This is a genomic window from Chromobacterium sp. IRSSSOUMB001 (assembly GCF_023507765.1).
Lineage (GTDB): Bacteria > Pseudomonadota > Gammaproteobacteria > Burkholderiales > Chromobacteriaceae > Chromobacterium > Chromobacterium haemolyticum.
Genome location: NZ_JALCYU010000011.1, coordinates 1 through 16955, shown reverse-complemented (window position 1 = coordinate 16955; position 16955 = coordinate 1). Strand labels below are relative to the sequence as shown.

General features: G+C 60.9%; 4 protein-coding genes. All 4 read right to left on the bottom strand.

Features of this window, described 5'->3' with window-relative positions; genetic code table 11:
- Position 1: 1 nt before the first annotated feature.
- On the bottom strand, positions 2–11305 hold the full coding sequence (locus tag MOV80_RS15255) for a hemagglutinin repeat-containing protein (protein ID WP_249605277.1): 11304 nt from the start codon (positions 11303–11305) through the stop codon (positions 2–4).
- A gap of 73 nt (positions 11306–11378) precedes the next feature.
- Positions 11379–13058: a ShlB/FhaC/HecB family hemolysin secretion/activation protein gene (locus tag MOV80_RS15250; RefSeq protein WP_162897029.1), complete on the bottom strand. Its 1680-nt coding sequence runs from the start codon at positions 13056–13058 to the stop codon at positions 11379–11381.
- A gap of 154 nt (positions 13059–13212) precedes the next feature.
- Positions 13213–14478, bottom strand: a complete 1266-nt coding sequence (locus MOV80_RS15245) for a nitronate monooxygenase (RefSeq protein ID WP_019101832.1) — start codon at positions 14476–14478, stop codon at positions 13213–13215.
- Between the two features lie 256 nt (positions 14479–14734).
- Positions 14735–16744, bottom strand: coding sequence for a M13 family metallopeptidase (locus MOV80_RS15240; RefSeq protein WP_118267110.1), 2010 nt, complete (start codon positions 16742–16744; stop codon positions 14735–14737).
- Positions 16745–16955 lie beyond the last annotated feature (211 nt).

Here is a 16955-nt window from a genome sequence, read left to right as displayed (position 1 = left end):
CTTATTTTTTCTTTACAGGATTATAAGACAAATCTGGCGCAACTGGCCACTTCCCCTTATTTCGCTCGGCCCCGGAAGGGGTAACTGTCACCACCCCACCATCCTTGTAAACTGCGACATTACCATTCCCATGGTACAACCGTACCTCCACGTTGGGGAACAACTCCACAAACTGCTCCCTAATAACTTTAGAACAGCTTTCACAAGGAGGCCTTTCCGTAAACAAATTAATATTTCCCCGCACACCAACATCATTTCGGTACTTCTGAGCAAAAGCCTCCAATATTTTAAACTCAGTATCCGACTCCCTTGGCACCCCTTTAAAAGGACCTGCATATGGGGTTAGAATTCTTTCGCCCGGAGGAGGTAAGCTAACAAACCCATCTCGCTGCCCTTCTGGACTGTTTCCTATTCTAGAGTGCGCCTTCACTTCCACACTCTCTTTACCATAAACATTAATTTCTGCCACACCTGCATTTCCAGCTGGCATCCCCTTTTCATTCATTATGGGATACTGTTTTCTGATCTGATCCACCCCAGCCTTCAACGACGACCAAGTTTCCGCATGATAGCTTTCCCCATCTCGGTTGGCATTCAGCTTGGTTTGCGTTTTTGCTGGCACTGGCGATGCGGACAGGTAGTCCGGCTTTTCCTTCGCCGGCTCTGCTTTTACCAGCGTCCCGCCGCCAACCGGCCTGCCCTGCGGCTTGGGGGCGACGCCATTGGTGGAAAACAGCAGGCCCGATGCGATTGCCCTTTGCATCAAGCTGGTTTGAGACTCGTTAATCGCCCCGCTTGTCACCGCCACGTGTTCCGCCGTACCCAACAACTTGTTCAGCTGATCTAGACGGTTATCCAACTGAATCACTTGCGGCGAGGCAGTTTTTCCGCTTTTATACAAGTCCAATTGTTGCTTGAACGTTGCTGTATATTCCTCCTGCAACTGCAACACAACCTGTTTTTGCTCCGCCTTGGAAACATGAGCAAAATCGCCAGTCACCAACCCAACATAACGAGCGAATTGCTCTTGGTTCATCCTGCCATTAAGCCGCGGCAACTGAGCATAAGCATCCGCCATCTGAGGCAGATACTGTAGATTCAATGCATCGTTCTTATAGTCCGCGGTTCCACGATAATCCAAACGAACACCGCTACTCCCCTGCAGGTCTTTCAAAATGGCTTCCGCCTGCGGGTCATTGCGGTAGCTAATGTACATCTCGCTATTTTGGAAGGCCAGTTGCTCCAACAGGCGAGCCTCCCATTGTTTGGCGCTTAGTCCCTCTTTCCCCGCCAACTGTTTTGCTTTTTCCTTCACCAGCTTGGTCTGACTGGGGTGCAGCTGCCTATTGAACTTTTCCCCATCCAGCGCCACCGCGCCTCCCGACAATGCCGCACCAGCATCGCCGCCGCTCAGTCCGCCCACTACCGCACCGGTGGCGACGGCTGCCCACTGCTGAATGGCTTTGCGTTGCGGCTCGTCCAACTGGGTATTGCTCTGCAGATAATCAGCCACTTGGCTGCCTATCCACTCATTGGCGCCGGCCGCCGCCATGCCCGCCAACATATTGCCCCCGCCCGCCTTAGCCTGCAGCGCCCCCATCAGCGCATGCAGCGCCATCTTTTCCGGACTACCGTCCTTCCAACCCATTTCCTTAGACAAGTCGCCCACGGCGCGGAAACCTACCTCGCCCAAGACGCGGCTGAACTCTTGTTGCTCCGCAACTTTCTTGGCGTCGAAGATACGCTCCAATTGCCCACCCGCGCTTGCGGTGTCGCGACTTAAACCCGCAGTGCTATCTTGGCCGCTGCTCTGATCTTGCTTGACGGTAATGCTGCCGCCGGCTATCGCGCTGTTCGTGGTACTGGATTTGGACTCCTGCTGCGGAACGCCCAAACCTGGCATCACCATGCCGCCCTTTGGCGCGCCGCCCATGCCATCCCCGCCGGAGCTGAAACTGGCGCTGAAACTGACCGCGGAAAATGCTGCAGAATTTTCCAGCCCGGCAAAGCCCAGGCTATTAGTAAGCAACTTGTTTTTGGCGATGTCCGCCGTGCTCGTGATCACCGCGCCATTCAACTGGGAATGCCCGCCCACGGCGACATCGAAACCACCCTTGCCGGCAAACAAGCCAGTTTGCTCCTGCACGCTGCGCCAATCGCTCTTGGTTTGACTAAAGCTCAGACTGCCGTCCACTCCGCTATCGTTGCCATAGGCATAGCGGCCTTCAATCTGACCGGACCAACTCTTTTGTCGGTATTGATCCCGATCTTGCTCGCTGGTCAATGTGAGATTTCTGCCCACCTCAAATTGGATGCTGTCGCCGCGTACGGTCGTCCCCGTCAGACTAGCGTCGCGGCCGGTTTTGACTTGCACTTTGCCGGTGGCGTCCAGCGTGGTTTCCTCATGCGTCAGACTGCTGATCTTGGTGCTGCTCTGATTCATTGCCGCAGAGCCGTAAGCTCCAATCCCGCCTTTGCCCCCGCCTTTGCCCACGCTTCCGCCAATGTAGACCCCTGCTTCCAGGTCCAGCTTGCGATAGGTGCTTTCCTGGCTGCTGATGGCCTCCTGGCTATGGGTGATCAGGTCTCGGGCGGCGTTCAAAGCAATGGCGTTGGCAGTCAAAGCCGCCCCGGTCAGCGTGATGTCTCCGTTTTCTCCACTCCCATCGCCCCGCGCCCGAATATCTATTTCGCCACCAGCCGCAGCTTGCGCTTTCTTCACCACATCAACGTGGGAGACGCTCTCGCTTTCTTCACGGCTATAGCCATAGCCGATGGAAACCCTGCCCTTCAAACCGCCGCCCTTGTCCGTGCTTTGACTGACGGACTGCATCATGGTGGACAAGTCTTTGGCGGCGTAGGCCGCTTTGGCGGCATAAAGCGCTTTAAGCCTAGGATCGCTGACTTGCGAGCCGCGATCCGCGGAACTCATCAGATTGGCCGCAGCCTGGCTGACCGTGCTTTTGGCTCCGATACGCAAACCACTGGATTCGGTGTAACTGAGCGTGCGGCTGTCCAATGCATCCACCACCGCGACTCCGCTTACATCTCGACCATCAATCCGAATATCCTTGGCCGCTTGCAGCTGGGTGCCTATCAGGTCGATTTTGCCTCCGGCCTGAAGCAGCAGACTGCCGGCGTTGCTGCCAACCACGCCCTGGACATGGGAGGCATTGGTCTGCAGTTCTTCAAGTCCTTTGGTTCGGCTGCCTACGGTTACACCAAACGAACCGCCTCCGCTGCCGCCAAACATGCCACTGGTTTTTTCTATATGAATATGTTCGGAGCGCGCCCGGTCTATGGCGCTGTCCAGCGTAATATCACGTCCCGCAATCAAAGCCACATCGTTGTTAGCAACAATCTGCGCGCCTACGGCCCGAATGTCGCGCACGCCTTTCACTACGATGGCATCGGCAGATAACAATGTCTGTTGCGCCGTGGTGCTGTCATGCGAAGTGATATCAGTGACAGTTTTTTTATTGAACATACCCCCAGAACTACGTACGGTCTTGTGGTAATCGCTATGTCTATTGTCCGCAGTGCCCAGCTCTATATCGCGCCCGGCCAACAAAACCGATTGACCATCGCTAGTAATATTGGCCGCCTGAGTTGCGATATCGCGACCAGCATTGAGGGTCAAACCGCCAACGCCGGACAGCGCGCTGCCGTGCTGGCTAAAGTCATAATTGTTGTGGATATCGCCATTGGTGTAGTAGTTGTCACTGCGGCTTTGAGTGGCCACCGCTCCCAGGCGGATATCCTGGCCGGCACTGAGCGTCAAAGCGCTGTGGCTGCCCAGGCTGACGCCGTTCAACACCGCGTCGCCACCGGCTTGAAGTTGCAGATTACCCTGGCTGGCCAGGCCCGCCACGGTGAGGCTGTCCGTTTGCCAGCTGTGCCCCGCGCCCTTGGAACCCATCTGCACATTGAGACGATCTTGCCGGCTGTTGACTTCGCTTTGCACGGTCAGCTGCTTGCCGGCTAGCGCCAGCAGGTTGCCTCCTGCCTGGGCCTGGGAGCCGTTGAGGGCTAGATTGCCGCCGGCTTGCAGCAGCATATCGCCGCCGGCCTGCAGCTGGGTGGCATGGCGAGTCTGGTCCAGCGTCGAATACGCTCCCCAACCCCAGCCGTTCCAGCTGCCCTGGCCTTGTTTACTGTCCAGTGTAGATTGCAGGGTCAGCTCATTGCCGGCCACGGCCAGCAACTTGCCGCCAGCCTTGACCTCCGCGCCGCTGAGCGTGAGATCGTGCCCAGCGTTGAAACCCAGGCTGCCGCCCACTTGCAGCGTACTGCCGACATGGTCGACCTGCTGGTAACTGTACTGGCTGCGGCCGGTGTTGCCGGCATGGCTGTAACGGTTTTCGCGGCTGGCGATGTCCAGATCGCGGCCGGCTTGCAGTTGCGCGTCGCCGCTGACCTGCAGCTGCGCGGCTTGCAGCTTCAGATCATTGCCGGCCTGCAGCTGCAAGCTGCCCGCCTGAATCACGCTGCCGGCCTGGCTGTGTTGCTTGTCGTCGCTAACGCTCAGATCGTGGCGAGCGCCAAGACCCAGGTCGCCGCCGGCCAGCACTTTACCGCCTTCGATGCGGATATCGCCCGCCTGCGCCAACAGGCTGTTGTCCGCCTTCAGCGTGCCGCTGTTGATCAGCGAGCCATCTGCCAGCAACTCCATATGGCTGCCGGCCAGCACCGCGCCCTGACCGCGCAACGATTGCTCCTGCGCCTTGGCCAGATAGACCACCGGCACCAGCACGTCGTGGCCGTCGACATTCTGCTTCACCAGCCACACCATATCCGCAGTAAGACGGGACATCTGCTCCGCGGACAGCGCCACGCCCGGCGTCAATTGGAATTGCTTGGCGTATTCCGCGCCCTGGCTCATCAATTGCTGGTACTGCTGCGTCGCGTTGGCGTTGCCGCCGATAAAGCGCTTGCCGGTCAGCTCGGTCACCGCGCGGCTGACCAGTTGCTGCTCGTAGAAACCATCGCCCAGGCGTTTTTCCACGCGGCTGGGGTCGTAGCCCAATTGTTTGAGCAGGTAATCCGACGAAATGAAATTGTTGTACTGGGTGAAGCGCGGGTCGGTTTCCACCAGGTAAGGCTGTTGCGGCGCCGGGCGCGTCTGGAACAGACCGTTATTAGGCAGGCTATAGCCATCGGCCACCGGGTTGGCCGCCTTGGTGCCGGCGGACTCCAGCAACACTTGCTGCGGCAACACCGAGGTTTTGGTCCCGTCCCACTGCGCGCCGGCTTGGCTGCCCACAGCGGACTTTTGCAGATCCGCCGCCGCTTGCGCGCCAGTCAGCGGCCCAGCCAACGCTTGCGCGGAGGCAAGGGCATCCAGCGGCTTGCCGCCCAGCTTCTTGCCCGCGCTGGCCGCGTCGCCATCGGCTTGCGTCAAAGCCTTGCCCGCCGCGGTGTTTACCACCGCTGCTGCGGGCTGGTTATTGCCGGTAGTTAGAGAGATGTCGAGTTGCGAAGCCTTGCCGTTGGAAATGATGGGGGCTTGTAGCGTAAGTTTTTGGCCGGTGCTAATTACTGCATCAAGCGACCCTACTTTCTCAACCACTGTTTTTATAGGCAACGACACATCATGAGTACCAAAACAGAATCGCCCGGGCTGGCACTCATTAGCCACAGTAGAAACAACCGATGTCACTACTGTTTTATTTAAATTCTGCCCAACGTTTTTTACCACCCCTCCACTTTCAAATAAATTACCACCAACCAAAATATCACCATACTCATTAACTCCCTCTACAACATTGAAACGAGCATCGCCTCCAACATAGAAGCCACCACTCCTCCCCCCCTCAACAGCGACATCTACCGCCTCATTAATTTTAGTGACTCGAGCAAACTCCCCAGGGTTGGCCAAGGGCAAGTTTGGAGAGATGCTTGACAAATCTACAACCTGCCCCTTTCCTTCCCGAGCAAAGACACTTAACTCAACTCCATCTCCTACATAGTGCCGGTAGTCATTATTAGGAGGTAGGCGAGATTCCATTTCTCCAGCTGTCATCACTCTAGCATCCGTCAACATATTACTCGCCCAGACCTGACCATTTACAGGAAAAAGATGCTTATTTGGATCAAACCCCACCAAGTAAACATACCTGTCATTTTTTTTACTTATGTAATAATATTGCTCCGTTTTTACCTCAATAATTCTTCCACCAGAGTCAGGAACTTCAACCTTACGCTCCACAGTTAACAAATTATGCTGAACATCATCTTTTACAACCCTATAATTTAGCAAATAATATGGAGCCGGACCACAGGACCTATCACAACTCTGATAAAAAACCTTCCAACTTACGTCCACCCCATTTTTAAAATCAAATTTACCAACATACGGCCTAATTATTGGAGAACACAACCCACGCCCATCATGACCACAATTATCAGTAACACCAACAAGCATCACGGGGTATTTATACAAGCTTCGTTGCTCTGTTCTTTCAAGACTATTTGTCTTTAACGCAATGGCAGCAGATTCATTCCTCAACCCGCTTGCATCCACAAACAAGTTTCCATCAGACTGCAAAGTCGCCACATGGTTAATCACCTGCCCTGCGGCCGCTCCGGCCTTGCCGATGCGCATATCCCCCTGGCTATACAACCAGCTGCCGTCGTGATTATTCAGCGTCTGGCCGATATCCAGCGCCATATTCCCGGCAGAGGCGATCAGACCCTGATTGCCGCCGTTGTCCAGGCTGGCGGCCTGGATGGAGATATCGCCGCCGGTGATGGAGTGGGTGTTCAACACGCTGGCGGCGTTCAGTTGCAAGGCGCCGGCGCTGAGCTTGCCGCTATTGCTCAGCGCCTGGCTCAGCGCAGCGCTGAGTTTGCCGCCGGCGTTGACCTCGCCGCTATTGGTCCAGCTGACGCCGTTCAAGACCAAATCGCCACCGGCCTGCAACTGGCCGCTATTGATCAAATTGCCGCTGCTGCTGATGCTGAGCTTGCCATTGGCCTGCAACTTGCTGCCCGCGACATGGATGAAGTCGCTGGCCAGGGTCAGGTTTAAGTCCTTGCCAGCCAGGAAAGAGCCGGAATTACCCAGCGTCACGGCGTCTATACCCAGGCTGCCCACGCTCAGCAGGCTGCCGCCGGCATTGTCCAGTCCTTGCGCCTTGATCCGCCAATCGCCGTTGCCGGCGATCTGGCCGCCGTTGTTCAATTGCCCGCTAAGCGTCACGCGGCTGTCGCCGCCGCCCAGCGCCAACAGCTTACCGCCCTGGTTGAGCAAGCTGCCGCTGTCCAAGCTCAAGGTGCGGCCGGCCTGGATCAGGCCGCCGGCATTGTCCACGCTGGCGCTGTCCAACTTCAAAGCGCCGTTGCTGCCCAAAGCGCCCTGGCGATTGTCCAGCGCTCCGCTCGCGCTGAGTTGCAAATCGCCCTGACTGCTGAGCGTGCCGCCGGCATTCAGCAAGTCCGCCGCCGTCACCTGCAGCTGGCCGTTGGACAGCACCTTGCCCTGCCGGCTATTGTCCAGCTGGCCGCTTAACTCCAGCTTGGCCGCGCTGTCACCGGCCTGGCTGAGCAGACCTTGCTGGTTGTTCAGCTCGGCGGCTTTCAGCTGCAGCTGCCCGGCCTGGATCTTGCCGCCCTGGTTCTGAGCCAGTTGCGCCACTTGCACGTCCAGCTTGGCCGCGCTTTGCAAAACGCCCTGGCGGTTGTCCAAGGCCAAGGCGCTCACCTCCAGACGGCCATTGCCGGCCAACAGGCCTTGAGCGGAGTTGTCCAGCGTCCCGCCGATGGCGACCTTGCCGTCGCCGGCTCCCAGCGCCTTGATGCTGCCGCCCTGATTGCCTAGGCTGGCCGCGTGCAGTTGCAGGGATTCGGCCTGCACCGTGCCGCCCTGGTTGTTCAAGGCCGCGCCCAGCTGCAATTGCAGCCCCTGCCCGCTGAGCAAGGCGCCGCCTTGATTGTCCAAGCCTTGGGCCAATTGCAATGATTGCGCGCCCAGGCTGCTCAACGAGCCCTGCTGGTTGTTCAGCGATTGGGCCGCAAGCGTCAGGCCGCCGTTGCTGAACAAGGTACCTTGCTGGTTGTCGAGCCGCTGGCGCACCTGCCATTGCGCCATGGACTGCCCCAGGTGGCGGATTTCGCCGCCCTGGTTGCTGAGCGTGTCCGCCTTCAGGTTCAGATCCTTGGCGACGATATGGCCGCCGTCATTGTTCAAGCCGGCTTGCTTCTCCAGCTTCAACTCTCCGGCCGACTGCAGCGTGCCGCCGTGGTTGTCGATGTCGGCGCCGTTGACCTTCAGTTCTGTATTGCCGGCGATCTTGCCCTGGTTGTTCAACTGGCCGCTGATCTCCAGGCTGCTGGCCACGTCCTTGCCCAAGGCCAGGATCTGGCCCTTGTCGGCGTTGTTGACGCTGGCCGCCGTCAGTTGCAGATCCTTGCCGGCCTGGATCAGACCCGCGCCATTCTCTAGTTGCCCAGCCGTCAGCTTGAACGTGCCGTCGCTGCCGAGCAGGCCATCGTTGTGCAGCACCTCGCTGGCGCTGAGGGTAAAGCCTTGCGAGCCGATCAGGCTGCCCTTGGCGTTGTTCAGTTGCCTCAGCTGGGCGTCCAGCTGTTGCTGGGCGAAAACTTCGCCGCCCTGATTGCTGAGCGTGTCCGCCTTCAGGCTCAGATCCTTGGCGACGATGTGGCCGCCATCGTTGTTCAAGCTGGCTTGCTTCTCCAGCTTCAACTGGCCGGCCGACTGCAAAGTGCCGCCATGGTTGTCGATGTTGGCGGCGTTGACGTCCAGCCCAGCATTGCCGGCGATCTTGCCCTGGTTGTTCAGCTGGCTGCTGATCTCCAGGCTGCTGGCGGCGTCCTTGCCCAAGGCCAGGATCTGGCCTTTGTCGGCGTTGTTGACGCTGGCCGCCGTCAGTTGCAGGTCCTTACCGGCCTGGATCAGGCCCGCGCCGTTGTCCAACTGGCCGGCCGTCAGCTTGAACGTGCCGTCGCTGCCCAGCAGGCCATCATTGCGCAGCACCTCGCTGGCGCTGAGAGTAAAGCCTTGCGAGCCGATCAGGCTGCCCTTGGCGTTGTTCAGTTGCCGCAGCTGGGCGTCCAGCTGCTGCTGGGCGAAGACTTCGCCGCCCTGGTTGCTGAGCGTGCCCGCCTTCAGGACCAGGTCCTTGGCCACGATGTGGCCGCCGTCGTTGTTCAAGCCGGCTTGCTTCTCCAGCTTCAACTCTCCAGCCGACTGCAGCGTGCCGCCGTGGTTGTCGATATCGGCGGCGTTGACGTCCAGCCCGGCATTACCGGCGATCTTGCCCTGGTTGTTCAGCTGGCCGCTGATCTCCAGGCTGCTGGCCGCATCCTTGCCCAAGGCCAGGATCTGGCCCTTGTCGGCGTTGCTGACGCTGGCCGCCGTCAGTTGCAAATCCTTGCCGGCCTGGATCAGGCCCACGCCGTTCTCCAGCTGCCCGGCCGTCAGCTTGAGCTGACCGTCGCTGCCCAGCAGGCCGTCGTTGCGCAGCGCGCCGCTGGCGTTCAGCTCCAGGCCTTGCAAGGCGGTCAATCGCCCTTGCGCGTTGTCGAGCTCCGCCGCCTTGATCTCGGCTTTGGCGTCGCTGTGCAGCTTGCCTTGTTCGCGGTTGTCGATTTTGTCCGCGCTCACTCTCAGCGTATCCGCGCCGGCGTGGCTGATTTCGCCATGTCGGTTGTCGATGGCCGCCGCGTCCACGGTCAGCGTTTTGCCCTGGCTGGCGATCACGCCTTCGCGGTTGTCCAGCAGCCCTTGCACGTCCACCAAGCCGGCGACCGCGCCGCTTTGCGCGATCAGGCCGCCGCGGTTGTCCAGCGCCTTCGCCTGCAGTTCTAGCTGTCCGGCGCTCAACGCGCCTTGCCGCAGCTGGATGCCCTCGCCGGCTTGCAAGCGAGCCAGGCCCTTAGCGCCCAGCTTGGCTTGCGAGGCGTTCAAATCCCCGTCCGCCGTCACCCGCAAATCGCCGTGGCTGGCTCCCACAACCGCGCCCTGCAACTGGGCCTTGCCCGCCTGAATGCTCGCATCGCCGCCGGCCAGCAATTCGCCATGGAAATCCAGACCCGCGCGGCTGCGCAGCGTCAGCGCGCCGGTCTCGCCCAATTTGCCGTCGGCTTGTGCGCCGGCGGCCACGCTGCCCTTGCCCGCCACCGCGGCCGCTTCAATGCCGAGCGCGCCGCCCGCTGTCAGGCTGCCGTCCAATTGGGCCGTGTCGGCGGCGGCCACTTGCAGCGCGCCCTGACTGCGAGTCTGGCCGCCGTGTTCCAGCTTGCCGCCGCTGTTGAGCTTCATGTCTTGCTGACTGAAGGTCTTGCCCTTCAGCAACAGATCGCCGGCGCTGGTCAACTGCAGATCGCCGGCGCGCGCCGCCATCTCGCCTTGTTGATTGACGCCCACCCCGGCCTCGGTGCCCACCAGGCGGATGGCGTTGGCGTACATGCCGCCCAGTTGCGCCACGTCCAGCGCGAAGGTCGGCGCGGCGGAACCGTCGGCCGCCAATGGCCGCGCCTGCAGGGTGTCGGCGTCCACCTGGTTGCGCCCCAGCACCAGATCCAGTTGCTTGGCGTGCAGCTCGGCATTGACTTGCAGCGCGCGGCTGATGATGGCGAATTTATCGACATTGCCGGCATTCAAGCCGGCGCCGCTGATGCTGACGGCGCCGCCGTTGACCTGGAAGCCGGTAAGCGCGCCCTGGGCGTTGAGCTGCGGCGTGCCAGTGGTCAACATCGCCTGCTGGGTGTTGATGAAGCCGCAGCCGCTGCAACTGATGCCCCATGGGTTGGCCACCACCACTTGCGCGCGCTGGCCGGCCACTTCCAGATAGCCGTTCAGCTGCGAGGGGTTGGCGTGGGTGACCTCGTTGAGGATGATGCGGGCGCTGCCGCCGGCCAGATTGGGATTGCCGCCAACATAGCCGGCCAGCTGGGTGTTGACGACTTGCGCGCTATTGTTGAGCACCACCCCTTTGGGGCCGACGTTGAATTGCTGGTACTGGTTGTGGGACACGCCGGCGGCTGTAGGCGCCGCGATCTGCACCACTGGCAGCCCGCTATTGGCCTGGATCACCGTCGGCCGCTTGCCGGCCGCCGCGCCGGGGTCGGCCACGATGTCCGCCGCCAGCGCGACGCTACCCAGGCTGACGCCCACCCACAGCGCGCATAGTTTGAAGCCGAAGCCGCGCGCGGCGGCGAATCTCGCCCCCGCCGCAGTCTGGCCGCGGCCGCCGCCCTTGCCCTGCCCGCTTGCGGTTTCCTGCACCGCCATCAGTTGGCCGCGCGCTTGGTTGAAGATGATGCGATAGAGTGTTTTGTTCATGATGGCGTCGTCGAAACAGGACAGGGCCCGGCCTTGAACGCACGCTCAAGGCCGGGGACTCGGCAAAACAGGCTTATTGCCAGAGCAGGGTCAGATTGAAATGGGTGATGGCGGGCCGGTTCCAGCCTTGCGGTTGGCGCATCGCGCGTTCATGGCTGAGCTCGGCGCTGAGTTTGCCCGCCAACTGCGCGCGCAGGCCGGCGGCCCAGCCGGAAAGGCTGCGGCTGGTATCGTCGGCGTAAGCCGGATGCGACACCCGGCCGGCGTCCAGGCCCAGATAGCCTTCCAGCTGCGCGCCGGCCGGGGCCGGTAGCGGCGCGCTCAGTTCATTGCGCCAATACAGGCCGCCGCGGCCGCTGAGGCTGTTGCTGTTGAAGCCGCGCACGGTGTAACGGCTGCCGATGGAAAACTGTTCCGAGGGCAGTAGTGGGTCGACGCTGTACTGGCCGCGCAGCTCGCTGCTCCAGCGCCAGGTTTGGCTGCCCAAGCGCAGCGGCAGCTGCAAGGCCAGGCGGCTTTGGAACAGCTCATGGCGCGCGGTGAAGCCGGCGGCGGCGGTTTGCGCCTCGTTTTGCGCGCCCCAGCCGCCGATGCCGCGCTGATAGCCCAGCGAGGCGTCCAGCACCGCTTCGCCCAGATAGCGGCGATGACTGAGCTCCAGGCCGGCGATGGTCAGGTCGCGGCGTTGCTGCGCGATTTCCGCGTCCTCGATAAAACTGCGCGAGGCCTTGCGGGTCAGGCTGGCCTTGAGTTCGGTCTTGCTGCTCTGGTCGCGGTGCAGCAAGCGCGCCAGCGACAGCTGGGTATTGCGGCTGTGGCCGCTGGAAGAGAAAGACTGATTAATCGCCTGCACCGTTTGCCGGTAGGCGAACGCGCTATAGCTGGCAAACGCGGTCCAGTCGCCCCAGGGCAGCAGCCAGGACACGGTATGCGCCTGGCTCAGCGGATGGGCGATATGCTCGGCGTCCTGGCTCCAGGACAGGGACAGCAGGTCGTTGAAGCCGGTGGCGCCGCCCAGCAGCAGGCTGGCGTTGCTCTGCAGCCTGCCGGTGGCGGGCTGGCCGCTGTCGTCCAGGCTCAGTTGCCCGGTCAGCTGGCGCGCACGGCTGCGGCTGACCGCCACATCGCTTTCGCCCGGCTGTTGTCCAGGCACGATTTCCATTGTCGCCTGCTGGGTGGGCACTCGCCCCAGTTGTTCCAGGCCCTGCTCCAGCGCGCGCACATTGAGGATGTCGCCGGCGCCCTGCGGAAAGGCGGAAGCCAGGCCGCGGTCGCCCGGCCCGTCCTTGAGCCGGATTTGATGGATGCGCCCCGGCACCACCGCCAGCCGCAAGCGGCCCTGCCTCAGGTTCTGCTCCGGCAGATACACCCGGCTGGTGACATAGCCGCGCTCCACCATCGCATTGCTCAGCTCCGCCACCACTTGGTCCAGCTGAACCAAGCCCAGGCATCGGCCTTGCCAGCGAGCCGCCGCCGCGGGCAGCCAGCCGCGCCAGGCGGCGGGCATGCCCTCCAGCTCGATCCGCTTCACCTCGAAGCACGCCCCTTGATGCGGCTCAGCCACAGCGGGCGCGGCGACAGCATTGAGAGGGGATGGGGATTGCAGCACGTCGGGCCGCCGTTGCAGCTCTTCCCGCTGCTGCTCCAACTGCTGTTGCTGATGCCGAAGAATTTGTTCGTCCAGCGCGGACGCTCCGGCGGCGGGAACAAGAAAGCCGCCCAAAACGGCGGCCTGAATCAAGGTATGGTTCACGGAGGCTTAGAGTGATTATTTTAAATTATTTAAATGGTATTTATGCTCCCATTTTAAATAATGACAATCACAAGGTAACTACGTGAAAATACGTAACGCGTAAAAAAACCGGAAGCCTCGCTTCCGGTTTTTAGTCTGCCGCGTCTTGTCCCGCTCAAGCCAGAACAATGCTCTCCAGCTCCGGCAAGGCGATCTGGTGATCCTTGCTGTATTGGTAGTCGTGGAACACGTGCTCGGCGCTGAGCAGTTGATAGCTGCCGTCTTCACGCCGAACTGTAGTGTCTTTGAGACGATAGGTATTCTGCCCGCAGGTCCAACAATCGAAATTGCGCATCTGAGTGCACAAACAGGTCTTGTCCCACACCTTGATGCGGCGCTCGCCGGGATGGGCGGCCACTTCGCGGTTGTAGGCATCAATATAGGAACACCCGCCCTTGGCATCCAGCAGGTAGCCGTAGGCTTCGCAATTGGGGCGAATGCCGTCGCCGATGGCCGGACAGTGTTTGATCATGCGCATAGGATAGCCGGTGGGCGACAGCTGGTTGACTTCGATGTCGTCTTCATTGGCTTTGAAGTACTCCTGCTGTACTTTCTCCGGCAGACCGCATTCGCGTGCCACGGTGAAGCGGGTAGCCACCTGCACCGCGCCGGCGCCCATTTCCAGGAAGTTGGTCGCATCGCTGCCAGTGAACACGCCGCCGGCCGGAATCAGCGGAATGTCCAGCTGCTCGGCCCGCAGCCAGTCCCGGATTTCGGCGACGATAGTGGCCAGGTCGTATTGCGCCCAATCCATGCCGAAGCCCAAATGGCCGCCGGCCAGCGGGCCTTCCACCACCACGTAGTCCGGCAGACGATTGCTGCGCGCGCTCTTTTTCAGGAACAACTGCAGAGCGCGCAGCGAGGAGACGATGATGCCGAGCTTGGCGTCGCGGAAGCGCGGGTGGTCTTCCATCAGCGCGAAGGAGCCCAGGTGCAGGCCGGCGGCGAGGGTGATGCCGTCGATGCCGGCGTCCAGCGCGGCGTGCATGCGCGTGCGCAAGGTTTCCTTGGGCGCGTTCATGGTCAGCTTTTCCATGCAGTTGATGAAGACCAGGCCATCGCCGCGTTTGGCTTCCATGGTCTTGCCCACATGCATGCGGGTGGCTTCCGCCAGCAACCCCAAGTCGAACTGCACGACGGATTTGTCGCTGTTCTCGACATTGAATTTGTACTGTTTGAGCTTGTCTTTGACGTATTTGGTGTTGAAGCGGCGGTCGGTGACCGTGGGCACCATGGCGTCGGAAATATGCCCCACGCCGCCCAGTCTGGCCGCTTCCAGCGCCAGCGCCGAGGTGGAGATGTCCACACCCATGCCGCCAATCATGATGGGCACCAGCTCCTGCTTGCCCAGCCGCAGTCTGAAATCGTCAACGCACTTCATTAAATCAGCCTATCTCTCCTGAATGCTGGCCGGCATTATCCCCCGGCCTTATGGGAAAATCCATTTTTTTAGAGTTTTTGCTCCGAGGGTCCAGCCAAACCGCTCCCGTCAGCCCCAGCCGGTTCAAGCGCCCAGCCCTTGCCACTATGCGCCCGCCATATTGCAGCCATGCTACGCGCCGGCTCATTGAAAAAGCCGGGGGGGGGGCCCGGCCTTTCCCTGCATGCCGGCGCGTGGCAGGCCGCAAACTACGGTCTTACCAAATACGGATGCGTTCGTCTTTCGGCTTGAACATCTTGTCGCCGGGCTTGACTTCGAAGGTTTCGGCAAAGGCGTCGCTGTTGCTCGCCGCGCCGATGGCCCGGAACTCGCCGGGCGAATGCGGATCGCTCACCAAGCGCGACAGCAAGGCCTCGTCGCGAATTTTGTTGCGCCACACCTGGGCGAATCCATAGAAGAAGCGCTGGTCGCCGCTCATGCCGTCTATTGTAGGCGCCGGCTTGCCGCCCAAGGACAGTTGGTAGGCCTTATAGGCGATTTGCAGGCCGGCGTTGTCCGCGATGTTTTCGCCCAGCGTCAACTCACCGTTGATGTGCTTGCCCGGTAGGGGCTCGTAGCCGCTGTACTGCGCCACCAGCTTGCCGGTCAGCTGATCGAAACGGGCGCGGTCTTCCGCCGTCCACCAGTTGCGCATATTGCCGTCGCCGTCGAACTGGCTGCCCTGATCGTCGAATCCATGGCTGATTTCATGGCCGATCACCGCGCCGATGCCGCCGTAATTGGCGGCGTCATCCGCCTTGGCGTCGAAGAACGGCGGCTGCAGAATAGCGGCCGGGAATACGATCTCGTTCAGCGACGGGTTGTAGTAGGCGTTGACGGTTTGCGGCGTCATCCCCCACTCTTCGCGATCCACCGGCTTGCCCAAGCGGGCCAACATGCGGCGATATTCGAACAAGGAGCCTCGCTTGATATTGCCCACCAGGTCGTCGCGCTTGATCTCCAGGCCGCCATAGTCGCGCCACTTATTGGGGTAGCCTATCTTCAGCATGTATTTGGACAGCTTGTCCTGCGCGGCCTTCTTGGTGGCCGGGCTCATCCAGCTGAGCGTGTCTATGCTCTGGGCGTAGGCCTTCATCAAATTGCCCACCAGCGCTTCCATCTTGGCCTTGGACTCCGGCGGGAAGTAAGCCTGCACGTAGAGCTTGCCCAGAGCCTCCCCCAGATTGCCCTCTACCGCTTTCACCCCGCGCTTCCAGCGCGGCTGCTGCTCCAGCGTGCCGGCCAGCGCCTTGCCGTGGAAATCGAAACGGGTCTGCGCCAGGGCGCTGTCCAGATAGGGCGCGTAGGCGTCCAGCGTCTGCGCCGTCAGATAGTCCTGCCAGTCTTGCAGCGGCAGCTCGGCCGCCAGCTTGGCCCAGGCTTGCGCATAGCTGGGCTGGTTGACGTTGACGGCGCTGACGCCGCCGGCCTCGGCCGCGTTCAGGAAGACTTGCCAGTCAAAGCCCGGCGCCCGCTTTTTCAGCTCGGCCACGCTCATCTTGTTGTAGGTTTTTTGCGGATCGCGGTTCTGTACCTTGCTCCACTGGGCTTCCGCCAACTTGGTTTCCAGCGCGAACACCCGCTGGGCTCGCCGTTCCGGTTCGCTGTAGCCGCCCAGCTTGAACAGCTTGGCAAGATAGGCGCGGTAGGCCTGGCGCGCCTTCTCGAAACGCGCGTCCTTGCCCAGGTAGTAGTCGCGGTCCGGCATGCTCAGGCCGTTCTGATACAAACCTGCCAGGTATTGACGCGCGTCCTTGGCGTCCGCCTCAACGTAAAAGGCCAAAGGCTGTTGCACGCCCAGACCCTGCGCCGCGCCCATCCATGCCGCCAGCGCGCGCTTGTCCTTCAGGGCGGCGATTTCCGCCAGATCTCCCCGCAGCGGCGCCAGGCCCAGCTTGTCCAGCGCGGCCTCGTCCATGAAGCTGTGGTACAGATCGCCGATCTTTTGCGCCTCAGCCGAGGCGCCCGGCTTGGCGGCGGCCTCCTCTATCAGCTTGCGGCTGCGCTCCTGGCTCAGGTCGCGCAATTGCTTGAAGGCGCCGTCATTGTCTTCGGACGCCGGCAGCACCGCGTGCTTGACCCAGGCGCCGTTGACCGCGTGATAGATGTCGTCTTGCGGACGCACCGCGTTGTCGAAATGCCGTTTGTCGATGCCGGACACGGCGCTGGCTTGCGCTTGCCAAGCCAGCAGCAAGCTGGCGGCCATCAGGGCTAACTTGATTTTCATCGGGGTTCCTTTCACTCCATTTCTCTGCGGCCCTGTTTTCATTGTTTTGGTTCCGGTGAAAATGCCGGGCCGGCTCACAATGGCAAGATAAAGGCAGCCCGAAGGCTGCCTTTTCCTCACAAGGGGTCAAACGTCAATTTCATGACAAAGACAAGATATAGATTAATACAGCCATATATAAGGAGTGCCTTGGCCAGACCGGCGGGCTCAC